The sequence below is a fragment of the Deinococcus sp. Leaf326 genome, assembly GCF_001424185.1.
In the GTDB taxonomy this organism is placed as follows: Bacteria; Deinococcota; Deinococci; order Deinococcales; family Deinococcaceae; genus Deinococcus.
Genome location: NZ_LMOM01000098.1, coordinates 93,636 through 118,590 on the forward strand (window position 1 = coordinate 93,636; position 24,955 = coordinate 118,590).

Sequence of the window (24,955 nt, forward strand, 5' to 3'; positions counted from 1 at the left end):
ACATGCTGGGGAGGGATTTTCTTGCCCCGGAGGCCAGGCCATCATGGAACAGTTTCAACTCGTGCTGCAAAGCGCCCTGAGCGCCCTGCCGACCCTGCTTCAGGCCACGCCGACCACGCTGGGCTTCGCGCTCGCGGCGATGCTGCTGGGGCTGCCGCTGGGCTTTCTGGTGGCCCTGTCCCGCCTTTCACGCTTCACGGCGCTGCGGGGCGTGAGCAGCGTGTTCGTGTCCTTTATCCGGGGCACGCCGCTGCTCGTGCAGATTTTCGTCATCTATTACGGCCTGCCCAGCCTTAGCCTGGTCCTCAATCCGGTGGCGGGCGGCGTGATCGCCCTGACCCTGAACGCCGCGGCGTATCTCAGCGAGACGATCCGCGCGGCCATCCTGAGCATCCCCAAGGGCCAGCGCGAGGCCGCGACCAGCCTGGGGCTGAGCGGCTCGCAGACCATGCGCCTGATCGTGTTGCCGCAGGCGGCGCGGGTCGCCCTGCCCAGTCTGAGCAACACCCTGATCGGGCTGGTCAAGGACACCTCGCTCGTCTCGGTCATCACGGTGGTCGAGCTGCTGCGCAGTGCCCAGCTGGTCATCGCGCGGACCTTCGAGCCGTTCGGCCCTTATCTCGCCGCCGCACTGATCTACTGGGTCATCAGCAGCCTGCTCGAACTCGTGCAGCGCGCCCTGGAACGCCGGTTCGCGCGGGGCAGCACGACCTGAGCCCTGCCCGAAGGCTCCCCGCGGCCACCCGTGACTGCGGGGACATGCTTCAGATCTCGCGCAGGGGCCGCTCGGCCAGCCAGGCGGGCACCTCGTGGGCGGCGTAGGTCTCGAAGTGCAGTTCCTTCAGGCTCATCAGGGGGTAGCCGGCCAGCGGCCCCGTCTCGGCGCGGCGATCGATGATGCAGCACAGGCCCACGCACTCCGCCCCGTAGGCCTCGACCGCCCGCACGGCGCGCAGCAGGCTGCCCCCGGTGGTCAGCACGTCCTCGACCGCCACGAAGGTCTCGCCCCGGCGGATCTCGAAGGCCTCGCGCAGCTTCATGCCGCCCTGGCCGTCCTTTTCGGCAAAGAGACCCCGCACGTCCGGCAGCGTCTCCGAGAGCTGGCGGGCGACCTCGTAGGCCAGCGTGACGCCGCCCATCGCCGGGCCGACGATAAAGTCGGGCCGCAGTCCCGCCTCCAAAATCTGCCGGGCCATCGCACCGCCGAGCTGCGTCATGGCGCGGGGGTGCTGGAGCAGCGTCGTGGACTGGAGGAAAAACGGCGACTGCCGGCCCGACGCGAGCAGAAAGCGGCCCTCATGAAAGGCTCCGGCGTCGCGGTACAGGGCGAGCACGTCCGGCTCGGGGGTCAGAGCGGCGGCGGGCTGCTGGTCGGGCGACTCGGTCATGGACGCAGTATCGCACCGCGGGTGTCGCGGGCCGGTCAGGGCGGCCTCCGCGCGGCCGGGGCACAATCCGCCTTCACGCCTATTCTTCTCCCCACCCCCCCGGCGTAGACTGCGCCCACTTGTCCAGGAGCCGATGCCTTTGAACCACGCTTTCGTAGACGCCAGCTGGCAGGAACAGCCCGACGGCCAGGGTCTGGGCGGCTGGGGGCTGGTGCTGCTGCGCCCCGGCCAGCTCGCCGCACGCTACCAGGGTCAAATGGGGGCCCCCGACAACAACGCCGCCGAGCTGCGCGCCGTGCTCGAAGCCGTGCGCGCGGCCCCAGCCGGCGAACCGCTGACCGTGCACACCGACAACCAGGCGGTGATCATCGCCGTGTCGCGCGGACGCGGCCCCCAGAGTCTGACCGAGGCAAGCCGCGAGGTCCACGAGGAATCGAGCGGCCGGGGCCTGAGCCTGCGCGCCAAGTATGCGCCGCGCACCGGGCGGCACATGCAGAGCGCCCACCTGCTCGCCAACGACGCCCGCAAGGGACAGGGAACGGCGGCCCTGACGCTGCCCCAGACCGACGTTCTCATCGAGCAGCGGCCGGTGGGTCCGGAGACCGGCGGCCCCGAGGCGCGCGTGAGCCTGCGCCGCGTGGGCGAGCGGGTCACGGCGCACGTGCCCCTCGACCCCCTCTCGCCGCTGCCACCCAGTGCTCAGGCCCTGCTGGCCGCCGTGGGGCTGGCCCGCCCCGGCGAGCACCTGACCGTGCGGCGCGCGAGCAAGATCGCCCAGGCGATCTGGCACCGGCCCGAGCGGGCGCTGCCCAGCGCGTACCCGGCCGTGGCGCTGGCCCGCACCCAGGCCGACGAGCAGGGCGTGCAGGTCGAGTTCCTGGGCGTGGGCTGAGACGCGCGGCCACATTCCCTACGTTCGGCGCGGCAATGAAACTGTCAGACCCCCCACCGTACGCTCGGGGCATGTTCGGCCGCCGCGTTCCCCCCAACGTCGTCTTCCTGCTGAGTCTGCTGCTGGCGGTCGTGTGCGGGCTGGTCGCCTACCGCGCCCTGAGCGCCCAGAGCTGGGTGACGGGCGTCATCGCCCTCGTGCTGGCTGTCTGGTTCACCGTGGACGCCGTGCGCTCCTACGGCTGGTCACGGCGCAAACCCTGAAGCTTCTGGGGGCGCGGTGCTAGCCTGCCCGCATGACCCCGACTGACCTCGCGGCCCACATAGAACGCGGCCTGACCGACCTGCGCGACCTCGTGAAGATGGAGAGCGTCTCGGCGCAGGAGCGCCAGCTCCCTGAAACGGCCGCCGCCGTGCGCGCCCTGCTGGAGGCCGAGGGCTTCGCCGTGCGCGAGTATCCCGGCCACGTCGCCCCGGTCCTGGTGGCCGAGGCGGGGCCGGAGGACGCCGAGTTCACCCTGCTGATCTACAACCACTACGACGTGCAGCCCGAGGACCCCGTGGAGCTGTGGGACAGCCCGCCCTTTGCCCTGACCGAGCGCGACGGCCGCCTGTACGGGCGCGGCGCGTCGGACGACAAGGGCGAATTCGTATCGCGCCTCGCGGGGCTGCGGCTGGCGCGTGAGCGGGCGGGCGGCGCGCTGCCCCTGCGCGTGAAGTGGCTCGTCGAGGGCGAGGAAGAGGTTGGCAGCCCCAGCCTGGAGGCGTTCGTGCGGGACCACGCCGCCGAACTGAAGGCCGACGGCGTGTGGTGGGAATTCGGCTCGGTGACGCCCGAGGGCCGCCCGGTGCTGTACGCGGGCCTCAAGGGCATCGTGTGCGTGGAGCTGCGCTGCCGCGTGGCCGACAGCGACCTGCATTCGAGCAACGGCGCGGTCGTGGACAACCCGCTGTGGCGCCTCGCCTCGGCGGTCGCCAGCCTGCGCGACGAGGGCGGCACGGTTCTCATTCCCGGCTTCCACGACGATGTGCGTCCCCCCAGCGACGCCGACCTCGCGGCGGTCGCGGCGCTGCCGGGCGGCGGCGAGACGCTGCGGGACACCTACGCCGTGACCCGGCCGCTGGGCGAGGGCACCGAGTACCACCACCGCCTGAACCTCAAGCCGGTCGTGAACGTCAACGGCTTTCACGGCGGCTACGGCGGCGCCGGCAGCAAGACGGTCCTGCCCGCGGAGGGCATGATCAAACTCGACTTCCGTCTGGTGCCCGATCAGGACCCGGCGCGGGTGGTCACGCTGCTGCGCGCGCATCTGGACGCCCAGGGGTTCGGCGACATCGAGATCGTCGAGCTCGAGACCCACCAGTTCCCCGGCCGCAGCGACCTGAACGCCCCCTTCGTGAAGACGGCGGTGGCGGTGGCGCGCGAGGTCTACGGTCAGCAACCGCTGCTCAATCCGTCGAGCGGCGGCAGCGGGCCTATCCATCCCTTCATGGCCCATGTGGGGGCGCCGGTCGTGGCCCTGGGCATCGGCAACGTCGGCGGGCGGGTCCACGCGCCGAACGAGAACATCCTGCGCCGCGATTTCGAACGCGGCGTGGAGTACGCGGCGGCGCTCATGACCGCGCTGGCCGGCAGGGACTGAGGCCGGCAGCAAACGTCGTCCCTCCTCCCAGGACTGGTGGGAGGGACGACGTCTACACGTCCTCGCTGCCGGTGTCCATCCGCACGACGCGGGGGCGGAACTCGGCCAGCACGTCCACGAGGTCGGTCTGACGCGCGATGACCTCCTCAATACGCTTGTAGGCCTGTGGGGCCTCGTCAATCCCGCCGCCGATCAGGGTCACGCCCCGGTCCCGCAGGTACGCCTGCACGTCCTTCTTGCTCAGGGCACTCTGGGCGGCGCGGCGACCGAGCTGCCTTCCCGCGCCGTGGCTGGCGCTCGCCAGCGCGGGAGCGTGGCCGCGTCCGCGCACGAGGTAGCCGGGGTCGGCCATGCTGCCGGGAATCAGGCCCAGTTGCCCCTTCGCGGCGGGGGTGGCGCCCTTGCGGTGCACGATCAGCTCCTGGCCGTCCACGACCTCCTTCCAGGCGAGGTTGTGGCTGTTGCTCGCCTGCGCCAGCGGGGCCACGCCCAGCGCACGCGCCAGCCGGGCATGGATGAGGTCGTGGTTCGCCAGGGCGTAGCGCCCCGCGAGGTTCATGGCCTGCCAGTAGGCCTGGCCCTCCTCGCTGTCCAGCGGCAGCCACGCGAGCTTCTGCGCGGCCTTGTCGATACCGGGGTGCAGCCGCCCTGCCAGCGCGGTGAAGTGTCCCGCGACCTGCGCCCCGAACCCGCGTGAGCCGCTGTGCGACAGCAGCGCGAGGTACTCGCCCGCCTCCAGGCCCAGTTCAGGGTCGGGCTGCGTGAGACTCAGCGTGCCGAACTCGGCGAAATGGTTGCCGCTGCCCGAGGTCCCGATCTGGCTCTCGGCTTTGGGAAAGAGGTGCCGGAGCAGGGGCTGCTCCTCCCAGGCCGCTTCGTGCAGCACGGCGTGGTCCTGACGCTCACGCTTCTCGAACCCCACGCCCGCGCCGAAGCGCGTGTGGCGCAGCAGCAGGTCGCTCGCCTCGGCCACCTTCAGGGCGTCCGCGGGCATAGGCAGCACGCTGAGCATCATTGAGCAGCCGATGTCCACACCCACGCCATAGGGAATGACCGCGTTCTCGGCCGCCAGCACCCCGCCGATGGGCAGGCCGTAGCCCACGTGGGCGTCGGGCATCATCGCCCCGGCGCGCGACACGGGCAGGCGCATCGCCACGTCCATCTGGGCGCGCGCTCCCGGCTCGATGAGGTCGGCGCCCCACACCGCGTAGGGCAGGGGCACGGCGCGCAGGGCGCTCGCTGCTCGGACCTGCTGTGCGGCCGCCTGGGCCAGCAGCGTCTGCGCTAGCGGGGCGTATACGCCGCCCCCGGCGTACTCCTGCGGCGCGCCCTGCACGGCGCCCAGTTCCTGCAGGATGTCGGCGCGGCTCAGACCGGCGCCCTCGCGTGCGGCGGCGGCCTTCAGGGCCAGCCCGACCGCTTCCTTCTCAAATCCCAACTTGATGAGGTGCTTCCCGTTCATGTGTACTGCTCCAGTGGGGCGGGAAGCCCAGGGATCATCCCTGGCCGCTTCCCTGCCCGGTGTGAGAGGCCTGTCGCCGGTCGTCGCCGTCTTCCGAATCCTGCGCTGATCTCATGTGGACCTCCGGGGCCGCAACTTCCGGCCCTCCCTCCATCCTGCCGCGCCGCGACCGGCGCGCGCCATAGGCCAGAACGCGCAGTGGCGACGGACCCGGTGGCGTAGGCGAGGCGGCCCGGCGGCCAAAAAAACTCCCCCACCCGCAGGTGAGGGAGCTGACCTGCGCGGGCCTTACTGCAGGGTCTTGATGTACGCCTGGATGTCCGCCACCTGCTGATCGCTGATCTGCGCGGCACTGAAGCGGGGCATGACGGCCCCCAGGGTACGCTCGGGGGTGCGGCCCTCACGCAGCACGGTCGTGAACTGGGCCAGCGTCCAAGCCTTGGGACCGTCGGTGGCCACGACCAGGCTGGGACCGATGCCGCCCTGGGCGTTCTGGCCGTGGCAGCCCGCGCAGTTGCCCGCGAAGACCTGCTGGCCCGCCGCCGCGTCGCCGTCGGCCGCGTTCGAGGCGCCCGTTTCCGAGGGCGCGCCCGACGACGCGGCGCCCGAGGCGGCCGCGCCGGTTTCCTGGGTGGGCGACTCGGCGGTGCTGGGCTGGCTGGGGGTCGGTCCCTGGCCGGGGTTGCCGTCGCCCTGCGCGGTCTCTGCAGCAGTGCCGCTCGCCATTGCCGTTCCCGAAGTGGCGCCCGCTGCATTTTCGCCGTCCGCCATGCCGCTCTCGGCACTGCCGGCCGCCTCGGTCGCGGCGGCGGCTCCGGCCGCGCCCGCCGCTTCGTTCTTCACGGGAGTCGCCGCCGTGCCCTCGGGGCCGGGCGTCGCGTCGGAGGGGATGGTGCGCGGAATGACGATAAGGAGCACGAGGCCCACGATCAGGCCCAGCGTGACCCCCAGCAGCCACGAGGTCACGTTTCCAGCAGTCCAGCGGTTCTTCCGGCCATTCATGACCCCAGCATATCGCCGCGCGGCGCGGGCAGGGGGCCGGGCGGCGCGGCACGGGGTCGGCCGATTCTTTAGAGAGGGCTGGAGAGGGCGCTGCGGCCTAGAGCAGCCGCGGGGGCGGCAGGGGCGCTCCGTCCTCCGGCCACCACTGCCAGCGGGCGAGGTCACAGCGGCCCGAGGCGTCGAACTCGATGCCCTCGGCGCGCAGCAAACCCTCCTGCAGGTCGCCGAACCCCAGCTTGTGGGTGCTGACCCGCCCCTGCGCGTTGATGACCCGCTGCCAGGGCAGCCCCGAGTCGCCGTCCATGAGGGCGTTCATGACATACCCTGCCTGCCGCGCGGCTCCCGGCTGCCCGGCCAGCAGCGCCAGCTGGCCGTAGGTCGTGACCCGGCCCGGCGGAATCCGGGCCACCAGCGTCAGCACCCGCTCGCGGAAGGTGGGTTCGGCAGGGTCGGTCGGCATGGGCGAAGTCTAGCGGGCGCCGGCGCCTCAGCGCAGCAGGAGGTTCAGGCGCTGCCGCTCGCGGTCGGACACGACGTAGTACCACACGCCGCCGATCTTGCGGTTCTCGCCGCGCACGCGCTCGCCCGTCTGGTGGTCGAGCATATATGCGTGCGCCGCGCGCAGCTTGACCACCTCCGAGGGCGAGAAATTGGTGCGCACGCTGTCACTCAGGCGGTCGAGCACCTTCGTCAGCTCGGGGGTGTCCAGGCCGCCCAGAGCGCGCATCAGGGCGCGGACCACCTGCTGCTGCCGGGCGTTGCGGCCCAGGTCGCCCTCGGGGTCGTCGTGCCGCATCCGGGCGTAGGCCAGCGCCTGTTCGCCCTCCAGGTGCAGCCGCCCGCGCGTGATGTGCTGGCCGTCGAGCTCGAAATCCAGCGACGAGTCCACGTCCACGCCCCCCACTGCGTCAATGGCCTGCACGAAGCCGTTCAGGCTCACCTCGACGTACTTGTCGAAGGGCACGCCCAGAAAGCGCTCGACCGCCGTCGTCTGGAGACTGGCCCCCCCGTAGGCGTAGGCGGCATTGATCTTGACCAGGCCGTGCCCAGGCAGCTCGACGCGCGTGTCGCGCGGAATGCTCAGGAAGTACAGCGTCTTGGCCACCGGGTCGAAGGTCAGGCTCAGGAGGGTGTCGCCCCGCCCACTGCCCAGCGCGGGCTGGTCGTTGCCGATGAGCAGGATATGTACCTTGCGCTGCGCGAGCTGGGCCGACGAGTCTCGCTCAATGAAGGGGCCCGGCGTGGGCGCGCCCGCCGCTGCCGGCTGGTCCTTGGGCGGAATGTAGCGCCCCAGCGACGGAGGCTGCGTGGGAGCCGGCAGCGCCCTGAACACGGGATCGTCGAGCACGCCGGGGCGCAGCGGCATTCCGTCGTCCTCCAGCGCCTTGTAGACCTTGACGCCGGTCTGCTGGACCTCGCGGTGGGTCGTGTAGGCCCAGGTCCCCGCCACGCCGGCAACGAGCAGCAGCGCGGCTACCGGCAGCAGCCACCGTCTGTTGCCAGCTCTGCGCCCGGTCATCTCGGCATCCTAGAGCATGGGGGTGGGCCGGACCGTGGCGGCCGGGACCATCCCCAGACGGGCCTCAGCGGCGCCGGGCGAGCACCTCGCGGTACACCGCCCAGGTGCGCTCCAGCAGGTGCGGCAGCGTGAAGTGCGCGGCGAACCGCTCGCCGCCGGCGTGGCCCATCGCCGCGCGCCCGGCCGGGTCGTCGAGCAGCCGCGCCAACGCCAGCCGCCACGACACCACGTCGTTGTGGGCCACGAGCAGTCCGGTGCGGCCGTCCACGACCGCCTCGCCCACGCCGCCCACATCGCTGGCAATCACCGGCAGCCCGGCCCGCATACCCTCCAGCACACTGATGGGAAAGCCTTCGTAGTGCGAGCACAGACAGAACACGTCTCCCTGAGCTAGCAGTTCGGGTACGTCGTCGCGGCTGCCCAGAAAGCGCGCCCGCTCGCCCATCTCCAGCGTGGCCGCCAGCGCGCGGGTCGTCTCGAGCTCGGGGCCGTCACCGATCAGCCAGACCTCGGCGCCGCGCAGAGGAGCGGCAGCGCGCAGCAGCAGCCCCTGGTCCTTGGGCGGGGCAAAGCGCGCGACCATCACGAACCGCACCGGACCGGCCGGCCGCGCCGTCGCCAGCCCCGGCCGGGGCTCCCCGGGCAGGGCGTTGTGGATGGTCCGGGCCTGCGGAGCGACCCGCAGCCGCGCGCCCAGGTCGCGGTCATAGTCCGACACGGCGATGATGGCCGCACTCAGGGGCGCCGCCAGGCGCTCGGACCAGATCGCCAGCAGTCGCCGCGCCCGTCCCGCACCCTCGGTAAAGGCCCAGCCGTGCGCCGTGAAGACGGCCGGCACCCCCGCGAGGCGCGCCGCCACGCGCCCCAGCAGCCCCGCCTTGGAGCTGTGCAGGTGCACGAGGTCGGGCCGCAGCCGCCGCAGCAGCCGGGTCAGCGCCCACAGCGCGGCGAGGTCGCGCCGGGGGTCCAGAGGAGCCACGAGCTGCGGCACGACCACCGTCTCCAGGCCCAGCGCCCGCGCCTGTTCGAGCAGAAACCCGTCCTCGCCCGAGGCCACTGTGATGCGGGCGCGGTCACGCAGCCGCATCAGTTCCAGCACATGGGTCTGGGCGCCGCCGCGCTCGGCCTTCGTGATGAGCAGCAGAATGTGGGGCCGCGCTCCCGGCGGCCGCTCAGGCTTCCTGGGCATACCGCGTCTCCCGGACGAGCGTGCCGGCCAGCCCGTAGTCGGGGTTGTAGGGAGCCTCCCACAGCAGCGCCCACCCCAGCGAGCTCGCCTGCCCCCGGCGCAGGACCGTCTCGGCCTCGGTGGGGGTGAGCCACGCGGCGTAGCGCAGCGCGGCGGTGGGCAGGTGCCCGCTGCGCCGAGCCTGCTCGGCGAGCGCGCGCGCCGCGCCGTCGTAGGGAATGAGGACCGGGCGCGAGGTTGCTGGGCGCACCCGCAGCGCCGCCGCCAGCGAGGCGTAGTCCTGCCCGGTGCGCAACTGCCCCAGGTCGGGGCCACTCGCCTCGGCCCCCAGCCCCCGGCTCAGGCGGCGGTAGGCGGCCAGCGCTTCGGCGGGGGGCAGCTGCGCGAGCAGGTCGCGGCTCCGGGCCAGCGCGCCGTGCCACGCGGTCGGGCGGGCCACGTCCGTCAGCTCCAGCCGCCGGAACGTCCCCGAACACAGCCGCCACGCCTCGGCGAGATGCGGCAGGGGCGCCTCGCCGTGCCACACGGTCTCGAAGGGCCCAAGTTGCGCGGGGGGCAGCGTGGTCGCCACGACCCGCAGGCGCTCGCCGGCCCGTCTGCGCGCCCGCAGTTCGCGGCCCCGTTCGCCCAGATGCACCGGACACAGGCTGCTCGACCACAGCACGCTGCCCGGCAGCAGCGCCGCGAGCCGGGCCGCGCTGCCGCGCGAGGGCAGCAGCGCCAGCGTGTCGCTGGGCTCGCGGTCCATCCGCGCAGCCAGTCCCGCGAGGTCCAGCGTCTCGGGCGGCGCGAACCGCGGCAGGGCGAGTGGTGCCCCGGTCGTCGGCCGGCCCTCCTCCGGCCCCGCTGTCAGCTCGGGCCAGTCGGGCCAGTCCAGCACCCAGGGCGAGAGCAGCAGCGCCCCAGTGCCGAACACCCGCGCGTTGTCGGCCAGCAACCCGGCGATCATGCCCTGTTGACCGGCCGGCAGCCCCTGCACGCCGTCAAGCAGGACCGGCCCGTCGAGCAGCGCGGCGAGGTCCGGCAGGGTCCACTGCCACGCCGCCGAGAGCAGGCCCACCGCGTCTTCGAGCGTGATGACCGCGATGGGCGATTCCAGGCCACCGACGAGTGCTCCGTAACGCTCTGCGAGCAGCTCGCGCGCGCCGAGCCAGGCGCCCCAGCCGGACACCGCCAGCGTCACGCGGCCCTGCCCGGCTCGGCGCGCGCCCTCCAGCGCCCACTCGACCGCGCGGGTCCAGCGGGTCTCGTCATCGTCCAGGGCCAGGCAGGCGCAGAGAGGTGCGGCGTGCAGCTGCCCCGGCCCCAGGTCTGGCCCGGCACCGGGCGGCAACACGGTGGGCACGGCGTCGCGGCGCAGCAGCCGGGCCGCCTGACCCCGCACCCAGGCTTCCCGCTCGCCCGGCGCCTCCGGGGGCCGGGGCAGCGCGGCCAGCGCCCGCAACAGGGCCGGACTGGGCGGGGCGTGTGGGGGCTCGGCCAGCACCCGCTCGGCCTCGGCCGTGTCGAGCAGCCCCCCCACCCCCGCCAGCAGAACGCGCGCGGCCTGCGGCTGCCCCGCTGCGGCGGCGTGCCGGGCCGCGTCGAGGGCCCCACCCGGAGACAGGGCGGCCACGCGCCTCAAGCACTCAAGTTCCTGATCGCGGTCCATGTCCCCTCCTTGTGCCCGTTCCCGCGGCGCCTCGGCCGGCTCAGGCCCAAAAAACACAGTCCTGGCCGTCATGCACCGCAGCATATCAGGACGGCCTCTACCTGTAAGCAGGCTGTGAGAGTCTTGAGGATAACTTCATGCACAGCACGGCAGACCGTGCGCCGCCACTTCTAAACGACCAAAGGCAAACCTCTCGCAAGAGGGGGACGCAAAGCCACGGGGCCCTCTGGGCCGGCCGGGTTACCGAAAGAGGAGAACACACGTGCGCCGAACCGTACCGGCCCTGCTGGCCCTGACCCTTGGCCTGATGTCCTGCATGCAGGCCCCCACCCCTCAGTCCAGCACGAGCACCATTCCGGCAACCCCGGCCCCCACCGCCGTGACCGAGCCCTCTTCCGACGCACAGACGACCCCCCTGACCGACAGCGCCCAGGCCGTCCGCCGGCCCTCGCTCGTGCCCGACACCTACGGCCAGCGGGTCAGCGTGCAGAACGCCACACTGCGGGTGGGCAACCAGGGGATGTTTCCCTTCGGCTTCTACCACGTCTCGTGGATGAGCGACGCGGCCACCCGCCAGCGCGACATGCAGGAAATGAGCTCGGCCGGCTTCAATACCATGACCGCCTCGGTCATCAACGACGCCGACAACGCCCGCTACGGCGAGTTTCTGGACGCGGCGGCGCGCGCCCGCATGTACGTGCTCAGCGAGGGCGTCTTCGAGAGCAGTGTTCCCAAACTGGCCAACAAGCCCGCCGTCCTGGGCTGGATGGTCGCCGACGACTGCAACCTCCAGTACACCCCCGCTCAGGTCCGCGAGCGCGGCGCGCGGATGCGGGCCCTCGACCCGCTGCACCCCACCTACGCGGCGCTGTTCACGAGCTACGCCGAGTCGCACAGCGACTTTTTCGACACCACCCACATGATGGGCAACATGTCCTACCCCATCGGGCCGGGCGACAGCATCGGCGCGACCTACGACATGCAGCGTCTCTCGGTCGGTCTGTCCAAGAAGAACGGCACCGTGCCGGTCGCCAACCTCCAGTCGTTTTCCTGGGGCACCGTGCCGGGCCACGACGCCTCGGACCCCGCCGCGCGTATGCCCACCCCTGCCGAGGTCTACAACATGACCTATCAGGCCATTGGGGCCGGGGTGCGCGGCATCCTGTACTACACCTACCTCGACTCGTATAGCGACGTGCGCCGCAGCCCCGCCGTGTGGGAGATGACCAAGAGCATCGTGCCGGAAATCGCCCAGCTCTCGCCGATGCTGCTCTCGGCCGAGCCGCAGTACCTCGAAACGAACAACGGCAACGTCCACGCCACGGCCTGGACCTACCAGGGCCACACCTACATGCTGCTCACCAACGTCTCGGCGACCCAGGCGCAGCCCCTGTACGTCCCGCTCGCCGCCCAGCGGCCCACCGGCCTCAAGCCCCTGTTCGCCGGGCGCGGCGGCGAGGGCGTCAAGCTCGGCGGCACCACCCTGGGCGGCAGCATCGCGCCGCTGGGCGTCCACTTCTTCCAGATCAACTGATCCGCCCTGCGGCGACCTGAAGGGGGGAGCCCCCTTCAGGTCGCCGGGCTGAGCCGCCTCACATGAGGCGCGCCTATAACACGGCGGTGCCTCCTCTCCGGCCCCTGGCCGTCTCCCTGCTCCTGGGCGCGCTGCTGACGAGCTGCGCGCCGCTGCGACCGGCCGTCTGGACGGTGGAAGCCCGGCAGACCCGCGTGACAGCGTCGGGCGGCCGCGTCCTCGTCAACGGGCGGCCGTTTTTTCCGTTCGGCTTCTATCACATCTCCTGGGCCGACCAGGGCACCCCCCAGACCCGCCTCGACGACCTGGATACCCTGGCCGACGCGGGCTTCAACGTCATGCTCACCGAACCCGTGCGCGAGGCCGAGACCGAGATGCCCCCCCTGCTGGCCCGGGCCCAGCGGCGCGGCGTGATGATCCTGGCCCACGGCATCCAGCCCCGTTTCGTGCGCGAGCTCGCCGGCCAGCCCGCGCTGCTGGGCTTTACGCTCATGGACGACAGCAACTACAACAGCACGCCCCCGGCGGTGGCCGACCTCCAGGCGACGTACAAGGCGCTCGCGCCCGACAAGCTCACGGGGATCACGCTGGCGGTGGCAAACGATCGGCCGGAGAGCGGGTTTTTCGGGGTGTCGGACAGCGTCAGCAACATGAGCTACCCCATCGGCGGCACCGACGAGATCGCGGTGGTCTACGGGGTCATGCGCCAGACGGTGGTGCAGGCGGCGCGGCGCGGCGTGGTGCCGCTGGCGACCCTCCAGACCTTCGCGTGGCCGGGCCAGCGCCGCCCCACCCCGGCCGAGCTGCGCAACATGACCTATCAGGCGGTGGTCGCGGGGGTCAAGGGCGTCGTGTACTACTCCTACCGTTCGGGGGGCAACCGCGTCACCGACGACGGTCCGCTGTGGCAGGAGACGCGCAACCTCGCCGCCGAGATGCGGGTGCTCTCCCCCACGCTACTCAGCGCCGGGCGCCGCGAACTGACCCCGGACACGGCCGGTCAGCCGGTGCGCGCCGTGCAGTTCAGCGGAGCGGGCGGGTCGTACCTCCTCGTGGTCAATACCACCCCCCGGCCTCAACCGCTGCGGCTGGACCTGCCGCGCGTGCGGAGTCTGCGCCCCCTGTTCGGTACGGCCACCCCGGACTTCGGCCGGGGCCAGCTCGGGGGCACGCTGGAGGCGCTGGGCGTGCAGGTCTTCGAGGTGCGCTGATCTGGTCCCCCCCACCCCCCGTGCAACCTGGGTGAAACATGAACCGGGACCGTGACGGAGAGGAGCCGGCCACGCACTAGGCTGAGCCCGATGCCCGCCGCCCCCCACCCTTCCGGAGACGGCCGATGACCCCACCCGGCATCCCCACGTCTCCGCTGCGCGCCGCCGTGTTGTGGACACTGGGGGGCAACCTGGTGTTTGCGGCCACGCAGTGGTCCATGCTCGTGGTGCTCGCGCGGCTGGGTGATCCGGCCGATGTGGGGCGCTACACGCTGGGGCTGGCCGTGACCACCCCGGTCTTCTTGCTTCTCAGCCTGCAACTGCGCGGCGCACAGGCCACCGAACCACCGGACAGCCCCTACCGGTTCGGCCATTACTTCACGCTGCGCACACTGCTCGCGGGGCTGGCCCTGGCGCTGTGCGCGGGCTGGGTGCTCCTGAGCGGCGCAGGCGAAGGCCAGCCCACCGCCGGGTTGGCGGCCGTGACCGGCTGGCTGGCCCTCGCCAAGCTGTTCGACGGCCTGAGCGACGTGTGCTACGGGCACCTTCAGGCGACCGGTCGCCTGGCCCAGGTGTCGCGCTCGCTGATGCTGCGCGGGGTGCTTTCGGCCCTGGGCCTGGCCGGGGCCTTCGCGCTGACGCGCGACGTGGGCTGGGCCGCCGCCGCCGTGGCCGGAGGCTACCTGGGCGGCCTGCTGCTCTACGACCTGCCGCGCACCCGAGCCGGCACCGGCCACTGGTGGAGGCCCGAGTGGCCCCGGTTACGCTCGCTGGCGCGCCTGACCTGGCCGCTGGGGGTGGCCGTGGGCCTCATCGCCCTGAACGCCAGCCTGCCGCGCTATTTCCTGGGGCGCGAGGCCGGACTGGGGGCCGTGGGCCTGTATTCGGCGCTGTCCTACGTGACCGTGGCCGGCAGCATGGTGGTCACGGCGCTGGGACAGGCCGCGACCACCCCCCTGGCCCGGCTGGCCGCGCAGGGCGACGCGGCCGGGTTCCGGGCCCTGCTGGGCCGGCTGCTGCTCTTGGGCACGGCGCTCGGAGGAGCCGGGGTGCTGGGGGCGTTGCTGCTGGGCCGGCCCGTGCTGGAGCTGCTGTACGGCCCCGCCTACGGGCGCGACGTGCCGCTGTTCGCCCTGCTGATGCTGGGGGCGGCGCCGGGCTACGTCGCCTCCTTCGCGGGCTTCGGCATGACGGCCCTGCGCGAGTTCGGGGCGCAGGTGCCGCTCTTTCTGGGGACCACGGCTACGCTGGCGCTCGCCTGCGCCCTGCTCATTCCGGAAGGGGGCTTGGCAGGCGCGGCCTGGGCCACCGTGATCGGCGGGGCGGCGCAGCTGCTGGGCAGTCTGTGGATCGTCCGGCGGGCGCTGCGGCGCGGTCCCCCGCCGGCCCAGACCCCCGCCGCCCCGCCCCATCCGCCCTCCCGTACAGTAGAGACCGCCCGTGACTGACTCCGCGTTTTCTTCTCCCCCCACCCCGGCTACCGGGCCACCCCTGCGCGTTCTGCATGTCCTGAGCGCCATGAACCGGGGCGGCATCGAGACCTGGCTCATGCAGGTGCTGCGCCGTCAGGATCCGGCGCGCGTCACCTTCGAGCTCCTGCTGTTCACGCCGGAGGGCGGCGCCTACGACGCCGAGCTGCGCGCGCTGGGCGTCACCGTGCGGCGCTGTCCCTCACCGCGCCGGGTGGGCGCCTTCCTGAGCTGCCTGTGGCGCACCCTGCGGACCGGGCACTACGACGTGGTTCACAGCCATGTCCACCACTTCAGCGGGATCATCCTGTTCGTGGCGTGGCTGGCGGGCGTGCGCGGCCGTATCGCCCACAGTCACCTGAATACCGAGGGTCTCGACCGCGCCTCGGCCGCGCCCCGGAGGCTGTACCTGCGGGCCATGAAGGCAGCCATCGCCCGCTGGAGCAGCGAGGGGCTGGCGGTCAGCGACCAGGCGGCGGGGGCGCTGTTCGGGCCGGGCTGGCGCACGCAGGCGCAGTGGCGCGTGCTGCCGCTGGGCCTGGACCCCGCGCCCTACACCCGCCCCACCAACCGCGCGGGCCTACGCGCCTCGCTGGGACTGGCCCCGGAAGCCCTGGTGCTGGGCCACATCGGCTGGTTCCGGCCGGCCAAGAACCACCCCTTCCTGCTGCGGGTCTTTGCCGAGGTGCTCGCGCGGCGCCCCGAATCCCGGCTGCTGCTCATCGGGGAGGGCGAACAGCAGGAAGGGGTGCAGGCGCTGGCGGGCGAGCTGGGGGTGCTGGGCGCAGTCGTCTTCGCGGGGCCGCGCGACGACGTGCCGGCGCTGCTGCAGGTCATGGACGTGTTCGTCTTTCCCTCGCACATCGAGGGTCTGGGGCTGGCCCTGATTGAGGCGCAGATGGCCGGGCTGCCCTGCGTGACGGCCGACCACCTGCCGCCCGAGGCGTGGCTGCCTGGCGCCAGCGTCACGGCCCTGCCCCTGGCGGCCGGAGCGGCGGCCTGGGCACAGACCATCCTGGAGGTCGCCGGACAGCCCGCACAGTTTCCCGCGCCGCATCCCTATGACCTGACCCACTCGCTGCCGCTGCTGCTGGAGCGCTATGAACACTATCGCCGCTGAGAGCCGCGCCGCCGCGCCTGCCCAGACCGGCGCGGCGGCGCGGCTGCACGCCCTGACGGCCACGGGGCTGGGGCTGTTTCTCCTCACGCAGTGCTTCACGCTGCCGGTGCTGGCCCTGGGGCCGTCGTGGACGCTGTGGCAGACCCTCCCGGACCTGATCCTGTGGGTCACGGGGCTGTGCGCCGCGCTGTACCTCAAGCCGCAGGGCACGGCCGCCCAGCGCCAGCTGTGGCTGGGGCTGCTGGCGCTGTTCGGCATGAGCGTGCTGGCGCTGGGCGTGCTGTTCATCTACGCCGACCCACTGCTGGGCACCGAGCTGCGGTTCGGGGCGTTCTCGCTCTACCGGCTCGTGCAGGTGCTACTGGTGTTCTGGGCGGCCTCGCGGCTGGAGTACACGCCGCAGCTGCTCGCGCGCTGGTACCGCCTGGCCACCGTGGCCTTCGCCGTGACCTGCGGGGGCATCATCCTGACCACCTTTTCGGGCGCCAGCATCAAGTTCCTGGGCCAGCACCTGCCGCGCGGCCTGGGTGTGTCGGGCCCCTGGGAGGCCTACTACCTGTATCAGGAACGGGGGCTGGGCTTCGTGGGCTTCAACCACGGCTACGCGGCCCTGCAGGTCATGCTGCTGGGCGCGTTCGTGCTGTACCTGCGCCGGCGCCTGGGCCGGGGGGGCGGCGAGTGGGTGCTACTGCTCGCCCTGGCGGCCAGCTTCCTGTGCAATTCGCGCGCCGGGCTGGCGGGCTGCGTGGTGTTCGTGGCGCTTGAACTCCTGCGCTTTCCGCTGCGCGCGGCCCTCACGGCGCTGGGCCTGAGCGTGGTGGGCCTGGTCTCCTGGACCTGGATCGCCCCGAACCTGACGGCCACAGCCGAGCGTCAGGCCACCATTCTCGACGCCTCGGACCCCGGCAACCTCGCCGGGCGCACCGACATCTGGCAGAGCATCTTCGGCGAGCTGCTGGGCGACCCGTACCGCCTGCTCGTGGGGTCCGGGCTGGGGTCGGCCGTCATCAACAAGGGCAACAACGCGCACAACATGATTTTGCAGGTGCTGTTCGAGACCGGCGTGGTGGGTCTGGTGAACATGGGGGCCTTCTTCGCGCTGCTCCTCGCGCTGCTGCTGCGCGCCGGCCCGGAGGGGCGGGTCATCCTCAACGTCACGGCCGGCTTCCTGATCACCAGCCTGACCCAGGAGACCTTTTTTCCGAACGTCGGCTTCGGCAGTTTCCTGCCGCTCTACGCCCTGGTCATCGCCGTGGTGATGGGTACAGGCACGGCGGGGCGCGTCGCCCTGCGGAGGTCCACATGAACCTGACAGCCGTCCTCGAACAGCGCTACGACCGCACCCCCGACGGCCAGGTCTGGACCCCCGGCCCCCACGGCGCGGACTTCTGGGCGCGTTACCTGGAGGTGTTCGGGGAGGTGCGGGTGGTGGCCCGTGTGCGCGACGTGCCGGGTGTGGGCGAGCGGATGCGCCCCGCCGGGGGGCCGGGCGTGAGCTTCGTGGCCGTGCCGCACTTTATCGGGCCGGCGCAGTACCTGCGGGTCAAGGGGCGGGTGCGGCGCGCCATCGCCGCCGCGGTGCTCGATCCTGGGGCCGGGGCCGTACTGCTGCGCGTGCCCGGCACCCTCAGCAACGAGGCGTTCCGGGCCCTGGGCCAGCGCCCCTTCGCGGCCGAGGTCGTCGGTGATCCCTACGCCCTGTTCGCGCCGCGCGTGTCGCGCCACCCGCTGCGGGCTTTCTTCCGGCAGATGTACACTCGGCAGTTGCAGGCCCAGTGCCGGCAGGCGCGCGTGGTCGCCTATGTCACGCGCGAGGCGTTGCAGCGGCGCTACCCGTCGCCGGGCCGCATGTTCGGGCTCTCGGATGTGGACCTACCGCCCGCGGCCTACGCCGCACGGGGCCGTTCCTGGCACGCCGGTCCCTACGAGGCGGTCATGGTCTGCACCCTCCAGTTTCCGTACAAGGGCGTGGACCTCGCCATCTCGGCCCTGTCGCTGCTGCGCCCGCGTGGGCTGGACCTGCGGCTGCGGATCGTCGGAGAAGGCGCCCAGCGCCCGGTCCTGGAAGCCCAGGCCCGGAGACTGGGCCTGGAGCTGGGCCCGGCCGGGCAGGTCGAGTTCGTCGGGGCGGTGCCGGGCGGCGAGGGCGTGCGGGAGCAGCTCGACCGCGCCGACGTGTTCCTGATGCCCTCGTGGCAAGAAGGCCTGCCGCGCGCGATGGTCGAGGCGATGGCGCGCGGCCTGCCGGTGCTGGGCTCGGAGGTCGGCGGCATTCCCGAACTCATCGGCCCCGCCGAGCGCTTTCCGACCGGCGACCCCAGCGCCATCGCCGCCGCGCTGGAGGGGCTACTCGGCGACCCCGCCCGTTACGAGGCCCAGGGAGCGCGCAACCTGGAGGTGGCCCGCACCTACAGCAACGAGGCGCTGGGCGAGGTGCGCCGCGAGTTCTACCGGGCCGTGCGCGACCTCGCGGGCCGCTGAGCACGGAGGCCGCTCCTACCGGGCCGCGGCCCAGGCACGCTCAGGGCCGTTCGAGTTCCAGGGGAGCCGGTTCGGCGCCGGGAGTATCCGTGTAGCGGCCGGTGGCGTAGCCGTAGCCCACGTTGCCCGCCGTTTCCTTTTCCTTGTTCAGCACGATGCCCAGGACCTCGCTGCCGGCGGTCTGGGCACTGCGCATGGCGCGCTCGACGAGTTCGAGCTCACTGCCCAGCGCCGCGACCATCAGGACACCGCCCAGCCGGGCCGAGAGTTCCAGGGCGCTCGCGGCCACGAGCACGGGCGGGGTATCCACCAGCACGTAGGCGTAGTCGTCCGCCACCGACGAGATGACCTCGTAGAGCTTTCCCGCGTCGTTGACGCCGCGTTCGGGAATGAGCAGGTCGGTGGCGCCCGTGCCCGATCCCGGCGTCAGGTCCTGGTACAGCGTCGCGCCGCCGACGGACGTGGACGTGAAGTGGGCCCGCGTGCGCTGCCACAACCGGAACTGGGTGGGGCGGTACAGGTCGGCGTCCACGATCAGGACCCGCAGGCCCCGCAGCGCGAAGCTCTGGGCCAGCGCGGCTGTGATGGTGCTCTTGCCCTCGCCCGGGCGGGCGCTCGACACGGCGAAGCGGGTACGCCCCGCCGCGACCGACGCCAGATTCACGCGCAGGAATCCCACCTGCTCGTACAGCGCTCCGCCGCGCGTCTCGGCGAGCACCTCGGCCTGCCCGTCCTTGAGAAGGGGCAGAACGCCCAGCAGCGGCTTGCCCAGCGGGGCAAGGTCGGCGGCCGAGTTCACGCGCTTGCGCAGCGCGTCGAGCACGATGGCCCCGAGCGCCGCGAAGAACAGCAGCGCCGTGAACACCAGCAGGGCGTCGCGCAGCGGCCGGGGCGAGACCGGCACCTGGGGCGTGGAGGCCGGCGAGATGAGCGAGAGGGTGCCGCCCACCGCCGTGAGCAGCGCCGAGATCTGCCCCAGCTTCTCCTGGAGGTCGCTGCGGGTCGTGAGCAGCGACTGGGTCTCGATGGTGCCGGGCTGCGAGCCGAGCCGGGCATCCACGTTGGCGAGCTGCTGGCGCAGGGTCTGCTGCGCGCGGGTGATGTTCTGGGCGGCGCGCTCCTGGTCCCACCGCAGCAGCGCCTGCGCCGAGGCGTCGGCGAGGACCTGTGCAGCTTGCGGCGTGCGCGCGTGCGACCGCAGCTCATAGATGCCGGTCTGCTGCTGAGGGTCGATGCTGGAGAGCATCCGCACGAGTTCGTAACGCCCACCCGCCGCCTCGGCGCGCAGCTGCGCAGCCAAGGCGGCCTTCTCGGCGGCCGGCAGGGCCGAGCCGCGCACCTCCGCGAGGGTCAGGTCCAGCACCTTCTGGCTGCGCAGGGCGTTTTGCACCACGCTCTGCGGCAGCGGCGGGGTCGTGACCAGGGTCAGGCTCACCACGCTGTTGCCGGTCGCGCCGCTCAGGGCCGCCAGACTGGTCGAGGCCTCGTACTCGGCCGGACGCAGTGACGACGCGGCGTAGGTCAGGCCCGCGCCCAGCAGCGCGCTTCCCAGAATGATCCAGGCCGAGCGGCGCAGCACGGAGAAGTAGTGCTTGATGTCGATGTCCTGGGGCGCGGAAGTGTCGATGGACCGGGTCCTCTCTTTGTTCGGTATGAAAGGCCCCAGCCGCGCGCGGCGTGAGGCAGGTCTGGAGCGGGTTCCGGCACCGGAACAGCCCGGCCGACGGAGAACCGGGTGGGTCGCCCGCGAAACCGGCGGAGTCTGGCCTGAGACTACACGTCCGCCCGCGGCAGCGCCTAGGCATAAGACACCGGCAGCGCGCATTGCCCCTGGACCATGAAGGCGAGACCAGGGGCAATGCGCGGTGCCTGGGGCGACCGGAGCCGCCCCTCAGCGAACGGGGGTCAGAACCAGCGGCGGGACTTGCCCGACGTCTTGCCGCCCAGACGGCGCTGGGCCTGATTGAGCACGAAGTCGAAGGCCTTGTCGCGCTTACGGGCCTTGACGTACTTGCCGCGTACGGACTGCTGGCGGCGGCGCAGCAGATTGATCATCTCCAGGGCGACGGGGGCGTAGACCAGAAGCTGGCGCAGGGTGCTGCTCTTCTTGCCGGAGTTCACGGTGCGGACACGGGGGGTCTTCATGCCCCCAGGTACGCGGGCGGGGGGCCCGGAGTTGCAGAGCGGGTGAGCCGTGAGCGCGTTGCATGAAGGGGCGCTCAGGGCCGCCCAGGCGCTACCCTGGGGCATGACCGCAACCCAGGACCGGGCCCAGGAGCTTCGAGAGCAGCTTGTCGCGTGGCGGCGGCACCTGCACCAGCACCCCGAGGTCGGCTTTCACGAGCACGAGACGGCCGCCTACATTGAGGCCGAACTCAAGAAAATGCCCGGCCTGACGGTTACGCGCCCGACCGAGACGAGCGTCCTGGCCGTCCTGAAGGGGGGCCAGCCGGGACGCACGCTGCTGCTGCGCGCCGACATCGACGCCCTGCCCATCCATGAGGAGAACACCTTCGACTTCGCCTCGCAGAACCCCGGCGTCATGCACGCCTGCGGGCACGACGGCCACACGGCGATCCTGCTGGGCACGGCCCGGCTGCTCGCCGAGAATCCCGGCGAGGTACCCGGTGAGGTCCGCATGATCTTCCAGCACGCTGAGGAGATCGGGCCCGGCGGCGCTGAGGAGCTCGTCATGAACACGGACCTGATGGACGGCGTGGACATCGTCACGGGCCTGCACCTCAACAGCCAGCTGCCGGCGGGCCGGGTGGCGGTCAAGCCGGGCGCCTTCATGGCCTCGCCCGACATGATCGAGCTGACCATCAAGGGCCGGGGCGGGCACGGCGCGCACCCCGAGGAGGCCATCGACCCCGTCGCCATCGGGGCGCAGGTCGTGACCAACCTCCAGCATGTGGTGAGCCGCCACGTGGGCGCGCAGGACGCCCTGGTGGTCAGCATCACCTACTTCCGCAGCGGCACGACGCACAACGTCATTCCCGACACCGCCGAACTTATGGGCACCGTGCGCACCTTCGACCCCGAGCTGCGCCGCCGCGCCCCGCAGCTCATCGAGCGGATCATCAAGGGCGTGTGCGAGGCGCACGGGGCCGAGTACGACCTGCGCTACGAGTTCGGCTACCGCCCCCTGATCAACACCGACTGGGTGGCCGCGCAGCTCAAGGAGATCGCGCTGGAGACGGTCGGCCCCGAGCACTTTCAGGACGCCAAACCCACCATGGGCGGCGAGGATTTCAGCGCCTACCTGGAAAAGGCTCCTGGCGCGTACTTCAATGTCGGTTCGGGCAGTGACGGCGCCGACAGCCGCTGGCCGCACCACCACCCGCGGTTTACCCTTGACGAACTGAGCCTGGAGACCGGCGTGCGGATGCTACATGCGGCGGCGCTGCGGCTCACGGTGCCCGAGTAGGTTCTGTGAAACTGCCCGACAACGTCGCCAAGCAGATCATCGCGGATCACCAGGCTCGCCCCCGCCACCGGGGCGAGCTGCTGGGCGCGCCGCACGCCACGCAGGACAACCCCGGCTGCGGCGACCAGGTGACGGTGTGGGCGCAGGTCGAGGGCGACCGCCTCGCCGCCCTGAGTTTCACCGGGCGCGGCTGCGCGATCAGCCAGGCGAGTGCCAGCCTGATGACGGCGGCCCTGACGGGCAGGACGCTGGCGCAGGCCCGCGAGCTCTCCGGGCAGTACCGCGCGATGGTGCTCGGTGAAGCCGGTGGGGCCGAGGGGGGAGGCGACCCCGCCCTGGGCGACCTGCTGGCCCTGGCCGGCGTGGGGCGGCTGCTGGCCCGGCGCAGATGCGCGCTGCTGGCCTGGAACGCCCTGGACGCAGCCCTGGCGGCCGGACCGGGCGGCAACACGTCACTGGGACCGGTAGCACCAGCAGGCTAAAAAGGCGCACCATAGGCGCCGTGTCTGCGTCCCTCTCCCCCGGTGGCCCGGTCCCTGCCGGTTCTCCTGTGCCCGACTACGACTGGCTGTATGCCCGCACCCGCGCCGGCCGCGAGCGGGGACCACAGGTGGCGCGCGCCCTGCTCGATCAGCTTGGGCGGCCCGACGAGACCTTTGCCAGCGTCCGCGTGGTGGGCACCAACGGCAAGGGCAGCACCTGCGCGATGCTGGAGGCCGGTCTGCTCGCCTGCGGCCTACGGGTGGGCCGTTTCACCAGCCCTCACCTCCAAACCTACGAGGAACGGGTGCGGACCGGCGGACAGAATCTGGACCCCACCCGCACCGCGCGCTTCATCGCTTGGGCCAGAGACAATGCCCCCGCCGCCCCCTTCTTTGACCTGACCCTGGCCCTGGCCGCCCACAGCTTCTGTGAGGACGGCGTGGAGATCGCGGTGATGGAGGCGGGGGTGGGCGGCGTCTCGGACGCGACGCAGGCCCTGGAGCGGGTCGTGGCGGTCGCCCTGACGAACGCGGCTCTGGACCATACCGGCGTCCTGGGCGAAACGGTGCGCGAGATCGCCCGCGACAAAGCCCGCGCCGCGCGTCCCGGCGTCCCCCTGCTGACGACCGCGACCGGCGAGGCGTTGGACGAGACCGCGCGCGTCGCGGCAGAGGTCGGCGCGCTCCTGCTAACACCGGACTCGCACCCTGACCTATTCGCCCTGCCGCACCCTCCAGCCCTGGCCGGCGCCCACCAGGCGCAGAACGCGGCGCTCGCGGCCGCCACCCTGCGCACCCTGGGGCGGGGCGCGGGTGTAGAAGCGGCCCTCGGGGCGACCCATCCGGCCCGGCTGGAGCGCTTTGCGGTGCAGGGCCGCACGGTGCTGGTAGACGGCGCGCACAACCCCCACGCGGCGGGCGTGCTGGCCCAGGCGGTGCCCCAGGCCGACGTGCTGCTGTTCGGCAATCTGGCGCGCAAGGATACGGCCGCCACCCTGGCGCCGCTGCTGGCGGTGGCCCCCGTGCGGGTCTTCACCGCGCCGGGCGAGACGGCCACACCGCCGGAGGACCTGGCCACCCACTACGGCGGCGTGGCCGTGCCGAGTCCACTGGACGCCCTGCGCCGCGCCCTGGCCCTGACCCCGCAGGGCGGGACGCTGCTCGTCGCCGGCAGCCTGTACCTCGCGGGGACGGTACGTGCCGCGCTGCAAAGGGACGTTTGACAAGCCCCGGAGCATGGCTTATTTTGATCCGTGCACCCGGATTCCGAACGGAACCCTCAAAGCGTGCGCCAGTGTAGCTCAGGGGTAGAGCAACTGATTCGTAATCAGTAGGTCGTCGGTTCAAATCCGACCTCTGGCCCCAACAAGAGAATCCTTCGTCCTAGACGGAGGATTTTTTGCTTTTTGTACTTAGGGCAAACTTACGAATGGTTCGTGGTAAGTCGCTCTCCCGAAAGCCGGAAACCTTGTCTAAGGAGGGTCCATCATGACCTTAGACGACCTCTGGGAACAGTTCCTCTACCACCTCAAAGTACGGAGACGCAGCCCAGCCACCATGCAGTACTACCGGCATACGCAGAGCCATTTCCGGAAATTTATCGGTGAGATTGGAGTGGAAGTTCTCCCAGACATCACCACAACTCATCTCCGGGCTTTCCTTCTCCGTCTCGAAGAGCGGGGGCTTGCGCCAGGAAGCGTTCACGCTCATGGGCGGGCTCTCAAAGCCCTATTTAATTGGGCCTTTGCGGAAGAGTTGATAGAGCGTAATCCAGCCAAGAGACTCTCTCTCCCCTCCCTGCCTCGGGAGCGTCAGCCCGCTGTTGTACCAGAGGGCTTTAAGCGTCTTCTATTGGCCTCTAAGGCTTCAGAACAGCCTCTTAGGGACACTGCAATCATCCTGACACTCTTTGACACGGGTATACGTCTGCAAGAGCTTATAGAGCTTGACACAGAGGATTTACGTTTTGATCGGGGCTTGCTGCGTGTCATGGGGAAGGGAGCCAAAGAGAGGTTCGTACCCATTGGTGTTAAGGCTATGCAGGCAATCACGGCGTACATCAGACGTGAGCGTAAGCCGAGTCACCTTGGCGTACATAGCGTTTTCCTCAGCCGTACGGGAATGAAACTTACTAAGAGTGGTGTTGGTATCCGCCTCGCTAAACTTGGAAAGGATAAAGGGATAGCTCGGGAAGACTGTGCCCCTCATGCGTTCAGACGGGAATTCGCAGTGGAGTTTTTGAGGAACGGGGGAAATGTCTTCACTCTCCAACAACTTATGGGACATACATCACTGGACATGACCCGGCGTTACGTCAGCTTTCTAGACGATGACCTGAAAGAAGCACACCTCAGATTTTCACCCGTAGACAATCTATAGCTACAGATTGTTCCGAGCTTCCTCGTCGGTTGTGCCACCGACGTTGGGGGCTTTTCCTTTGCGCCTGTAAACCCCCTTGTACTTATGGGGCAGTACATCCGGTCCTC

23 protein-coding genes, 1 tRNA gene and 1 riboswitch are annotated in these 24,955 nt (G+C 71.2%); of the genes, 15 read left to right on the forward strand and 9 right to left on the reverse strand.

All coding sequences use genetic code 11. The annotated features are described in order from the left end of the window. Nucleotides 1-43: 43 nt before the first annotated feature. The gene (locus ASF71_RS21980; protein WP_056304117.1) at nucleotides 44-715 is read left to right on the forward strand and encodes an amino acid ABC transporter permease; all 672 of its coding nucleotides are present in this window, start codon (nucleotides 44-46) and stop codon (nucleotides 713-715) included. A 49-nt stretch (nucleotides 716-764) separates the two neighbouring features. On the opposite strand, the gene pyrE is transcribed toward ASF71_RS21980, so the two are convergent. Continuing rightward, on the reverse strand, nucleotides 765-1,388 hold the full coding sequence (gene pyrE, locus ASF71_RS21985) for an orotate phosphoribosyltransferase (protein ID WP_056304119.1): 624 nt from the start codon (nucleotides 1,386-1,388) through the stop codon (nucleotides 765-767). A gap of 139 nt (nucleotides 1,389-1,527) precedes the next feature. Between pyrE and ASF71_RS21990 the strand changes: the two genes are divergently transcribed. The 3 genes from ASF71_RS21990 (at nucleotide 1,528) to ASF71_RS22000 (ending at nucleotide 3,922) form a co-directional block, all read left to right on the forward strand. Further along, nucleotides 1,528-2,280, forward strand: coding sequence for an RNase H family protein (locus tag ASF71_RS21990; protein ID WP_056304184.1), 753 nt, complete (start codon nucleotides 1,528-1,530; stop codon nucleotides 2,278-2,280). Nucleotides 2,281-2,351: 71 nt separating this feature from the next. Continuing rightward, nucleotides 2,352-2,543, forward strand: a complete 192-nt coding sequence (locus tag ASF71_RS21995) for a hypothetical protein (RefSeq protein ID WP_056304121.1) — start codon at nucleotides 2,352-2,354, stop codon at nucleotides 2,541-2,543. A 32-nt stretch (nucleotides 2,544-2,575) separates the two neighbouring features. Then, nucleotides 2,576-3,922, forward strand: coding sequence for a M20/M25/M40 family metallo-hydrolase (locus ASF71_RS22000; protein WP_056304122.1), 1,347 nt, complete (start codon nucleotides 2,576-2,578; stop codon nucleotides 3,920-3,922). Between the two features lie 52 nt (nucleotides 3,923-3,974). On the opposite strand, the gene ASF71_RS22005 is transcribed toward ASF71_RS22000, so the two are convergent. From ASF71_RS22005 to ASF71_RS22030, 6 genes are all read right to left on the reverse strand, one after another. Further along, nucleotides 3,975-5,384 carry an RtcB family protein gene (locus ASF71_RS22005; RefSeq protein ID WP_056304124.1) on the reverse strand — a complete coding sequence of 470 codons (1,410 nt, stop codon included), beginning with the start codon at nucleotides 5,382-5,384 and terminating at the stop codon, nucleotides 3,975-3,977. 288 nt (nucleotides 5,385-5,672) lie between these two features. Next, nucleotides 5,673-6,386, reverse strand: coding sequence for a cytochrome c (locus tag ASF71_RS22010; RefSeq protein WP_082506309.1), 714 nt, complete (start codon nucleotides 6,384-6,386; stop codon nucleotides 5,673-5,675). Nucleotides 6,387-6,483: 97 nt separating this feature from the next. Continuing rightward, nucleotides 6,484-6,846 (reverse strand): MGMT family protein, encoded by a 363-nt coding sequence (locus ASF71_RS22015; RefSeq protein WP_056304128.1) that lies wholly within the window; start codon nucleotides 6,844-6,846, stop codon nucleotides 6,484-6,486. A gap of 27 nt (nucleotides 6,847-6,873) precedes the next feature. Next, nucleotides 6,874-7,905 carry an LCP family protein gene (locus tag ASF71_RS22020; RefSeq protein ID WP_056304130.1) on the reverse strand — a complete coding sequence of 344 codons (1,032 nt, stop codon included), beginning with the start codon at nucleotides 7,903-7,905 and terminating at the stop codon, nucleotides 6,874-6,876. Between the two features lie 64 nt (nucleotides 7,906-7,969). Beyond that, on the reverse strand, nucleotides 7,970-9,094 hold the full coding sequence (locus ASF71_RS22025; RefSeq protein ID WP_056304132.1) for a glycosyltransferase family 4 protein: 1,125 nt from the start codon (nucleotides 9,092-9,094) through the stop codon (nucleotides 7,970-7,972). Continuing rightward, entirely contained in the window at nucleotides 9,078-10,745 is a 1,668-nt protein-coding gene (locus ASF71_RS22030; protein WP_056304134.1) for a hypothetical protein, read from the reverse strand. Before ASF71_RS22030 ends, ASF71_RS22025 begins: the two co-directional genes overlap by 17 nt. Before the next feature lie 173 nt (nucleotides 10,746-10,918). Next, nucleotides 10,919-10,993, forward strand: a riboswitch (cyclic di-GMP riboswitch). Nucleotides 10,994-11,007: 14 nt separating this feature from the next. Here ASF71_RS22030 and ASF71_RS22035 point away from each other — a divergent pair. The 6 genes from ASF71_RS22035 (at nucleotide 11,008) to ASF71_RS22060 (ending at nucleotide 18,560) form a co-directional block, all read left to right on the forward strand. Then, nucleotides 11,008-12,279, forward strand: a complete 1,272-nt coding sequence (locus ASF71_RS22035; RefSeq protein WP_056304136.1) for a hypothetical protein — start codon at nucleotides 11,008-11,010, stop codon at nucleotides 12,277-12,279. 62 nt (nucleotides 12,280-12,341) lie between these two features. After that, the gene (locus ASF71_RS22040) at nucleotides 12,342-13,490 is read left to right on the forward strand and encodes a hypothetical protein (protein ID WP_056304137.1); all 1,149 of its coding nucleotides are present in this window, start codon (nucleotides 12,342-12,344) and stop codon (nucleotides 13,488-13,490) included. Between the two features lie 125 nt (nucleotides 13,491-13,615). Continuing rightward, nucleotides 13,616-14,938 carry a lipopolysaccharide biosynthesis protein gene (locus tag ASF71_RS22045; RefSeq protein WP_056304140.1) on the forward strand — a complete coding sequence of 441 codons (1,323 nt, stop codon included), beginning with the start codon at nucleotides 13,616-13,618 and terminating at the stop codon, nucleotides 14,936-14,938. Beyond that, nucleotides 14,931-16,079, forward strand: a complete 1,149-nt coding sequence (locus ASF71_RS22050; protein WP_156373052.1) for a glycosyltransferase — start codon at nucleotides 14,931-14,933, stop codon at nucleotides 16,077-16,079. The genes ASF71_RS22045 and ASF71_RS22050 overlap by 8 nt, the downstream gene beginning before the upstream one ends. Further along, on the forward strand, nucleotides 16,060-17,385 hold the full coding sequence (locus tag ASF71_RS22055) for an O-antigen ligase family protein (RefSeq protein WP_056304144.1): 1,326 nt from the start codon (nucleotides 16,060-16,062) through the stop codon (nucleotides 17,383-17,385). Before ASF71_RS22050 ends, ASF71_RS22055 begins: the two co-directional genes overlap by 20 nt. After that, nucleotides 17,382-18,560, forward strand: a complete 1,179-nt coding sequence (locus ASF71_RS22060; RefSeq protein WP_056304146.1) for a glycosyltransferase family 4 protein — start codon at nucleotides 17,382-17,384, stop codon at nucleotides 18,558-18,560. Before ASF71_RS22055 ends, ASF71_RS22060 begins: the two co-directional genes overlap by 4 nt. Before the next feature lie 40 nt (nucleotides 18,561-18,600). Here ASF71_RS22060 and ASF71_RS22065 read toward each other — a convergent pair whose 3' ends face one another. Both ASF71_RS22065 and ASF71_RS22070 read right to left on the reverse strand, forming a co-directional pair. Beyond that, on the reverse strand, nucleotides 18,601-20,385 hold the full coding sequence (locus ASF71_RS22065; RefSeq protein WP_082506310.1) for a P-loop NTPase: 1,785 nt from the start codon (nucleotides 20,383-20,385) through the stop codon (nucleotides 18,601-18,603). An 80-nt stretch (nucleotides 20,386-20,465) separates the two neighbouring features. Continuing rightward, nucleotides 20,466-20,705 (reverse strand): hypothetical protein, encoded by a 240-nt coding sequence (locus ASF71_RS22070; RefSeq protein WP_056304150.1) that lies wholly within the window; start codon nucleotides 20,703-20,705, stop codon nucleotides 20,466-20,468. Nucleotides 20,706-20,808: 103 nt separating this feature from the next. Here ASF71_RS22070 and ASF71_RS22075 point away from each other — a divergent pair, with 103 nt between their 5' ends. The 5 genes from ASF71_RS22075 (at nucleotide 20,809) to ASF71_RS23320 (ending at nucleotide 24,848) form a co-directional block, all read left to right on the forward strand. Continuing rightward, on the forward strand, nucleotides 20,809-21,987 hold the full coding sequence (locus tag ASF71_RS22075) for a M20 family metallopeptidase (RefSeq protein ID WP_056304152.1): 1,179 nt from the start codon (nucleotides 20,809-20,811) through the stop codon (nucleotides 21,985-21,987). Nucleotides 21,988-21,992: 5 nt separating this feature from the next. Continuing rightward, on the forward strand, nucleotides 21,993-22,469 hold the full coding sequence (gene sufU / locus ASF71_RS22080; protein ID WP_056304154.1) for a Fe-S cluster assembly sulfur transfer protein SufU: 477 nt from the start codon (nucleotides 21,993-21,995) through the stop codon (nucleotides 22,467-22,469). Nucleotides 22,470-22,489: 20 nt separating this feature from the next. Next, nucleotides 22,490-23,692 (forward strand): glutamate ligase domain-containing protein, encoded by a 1,203-nt coding sequence (locus ASF71_RS22085; protein ID WP_056304156.1) that lies wholly within the window; start codon nucleotides 22,490-22,492, stop codon nucleotides 23,690-23,692. A 67-nt stretch (nucleotides 23,693-23,759) separates the two neighbouring features. Further along, nucleotides 23,760-23,834, forward strand: a tRNA-Thr gene (locus ASF71_RS22090). 123 nt (nucleotides 23,835-23,957) lie between these two features. Continuing rightward, the gene (locus tag ASF71_RS23320) at nucleotides 23,958-24,848 is read left to right on the forward strand and encodes a tyrosine-type recombinase/integrase (RefSeq protein WP_082506312.1); all 891 of its coding nucleotides are present in this window, start codon (nucleotides 23,958-23,960) and stop codon (nucleotides 24,846-24,848) included. Nucleotides 24,849-24,955 lie beyond the last annotated feature (107 nt).

What these genes read in the sequence shown, in the direction of transcription:
- ASF71_RS21980 (WP_056304117.1), top strand. Translation starts at nt 44, where the DNA reads ATGGAACAGTTTCAACTCGTGCTGCAAAGCGCCCTGAGCGCCCTGCCG.
- pyrE (WP_056304119.1), bottom strand. Translation starts at nt 1,388, where the DNA reads ATGACCGAGTCGCCCGACCAGCAGCCCGCCGCCGCTCTGACCCCCGAG.
- ASF71_RS21995 (WP_056304121.1), top strand. Translation starts at nt 2,352, where the DNA reads ATGTTCGGCCGCCGCGTTCCCCCCAACGTCGTCTTCCTGCTGAGTCTG.
- ASF71_RS22000 (WP_056304122.1), top strand. Translation starts at nt 2,576, where the DNA reads ATGACCCCGACTGACCTCGCGGCCCACATAGAACGCGGCCTGACCGAC.
- ASF71_RS22005 (WP_056304124.1), bottom strand. Translation starts at nt 5,384, where the DNA reads ATGAACGGGAAGCACCTCATCAAGTTGGGATTTGAGAAGGAAGCGGTC.
- ASF71_RS22010 (WP_082506309.1), bottom strand. Translation starts at nt 6,386, where the DNA reads ATGAATGGCCGGAAGAACCGCTGGACTGCTGGAAACGTGACCTCGTGG.
- ASF71_RS22015 (WP_056304128.1), bottom strand. Translation starts at nt 6,846, where the DNA reads ATGCCGACCGACCCTGCCGAACCCACCTTCCGCGAGCGGGTGCTGACG.
- ASF71_RS22020 (WP_056304130.1), bottom strand. Translation starts at nt 7,905, where the DNA reads ATGACCGGGCGCAGAGCTGGCAACAGACGGTGGCTGCTGCCGGTAGCC.
- ASF71_RS22025 (WP_056304132.1), bottom strand. Translation starts at nt 9,094, where the DNA reads ATGCCCAGGAAGCCTGAGCGGCCGCCGGGAGCGCGGCCCCACATTCTG.
- ASF71_RS22030 (WP_056304134.1), bottom strand. Translation starts at nt 10,745, where the DNA reads ATGGACCGCGATCAGGAACTTGAGTGCTTGAGGCGCGTGGCCGCCCTG.
- ASF71_RS22040 (WP_056304137.1), top strand. Translation starts at nt 12,342, where the DNA reads ATGAGGCGCGCCTATAACACGGCGGTGCCTCCTCTCCGGCCCCTGGCC.
- ASF71_RS22045 (WP_056304140.1), top strand. Translation starts at nt 13,616, where the DNA reads ATGACCCCACCCGGCATCCCCACGTCTCCGCTGCGCGCCGCCGTGTTG.
- ASF71_RS22055 (WP_056304144.1), top strand. Translation starts at nt 16,060, where the DNA reads ATGAACACTATCGCCGCTGAGAGCCGCGCCGCCGCGCCTGCCCAGACC.
- ASF71_RS22060 (WP_056304146.1), top strand. Translation starts at nt 17,382, where the DNA reads ATGAACCTGACAGCCGTCCTCGAACAGCGCTACGACCGCACCCCCGAC.
- ASF71_RS22065 (WP_082506310.1), bottom strand. Translation starts at nt 20,385, where the DNA reads ATGCGCGCTGCCGGTGTCTTATGCCTAGGCGCTGCCGCGGGCGGACGT.
- ASF71_RS22070 (WP_056304150.1), bottom strand. Translation starts at nt 20,705, where the DNA reads ATGAAGACCCCCCGTGTCCGCACCGTGAACTCCGGCAAGAAGAGCAGC.
- ASF71_RS22075 (WP_056304152.1), top strand. Translation starts at nt 20,809, where the DNA reads ATGACCGCAACCCAGGACCGGGCCCAGGAGCTTCGAGAGCAGCTTGTC.
- ASF71_RS23320 (WP_082506312.1), top strand. Translation starts at nt 23,958, where the DNA reads ATGACCTTAGACGACCTCTGGGAACAGTTCCTCTACCACCTCAAAGTA.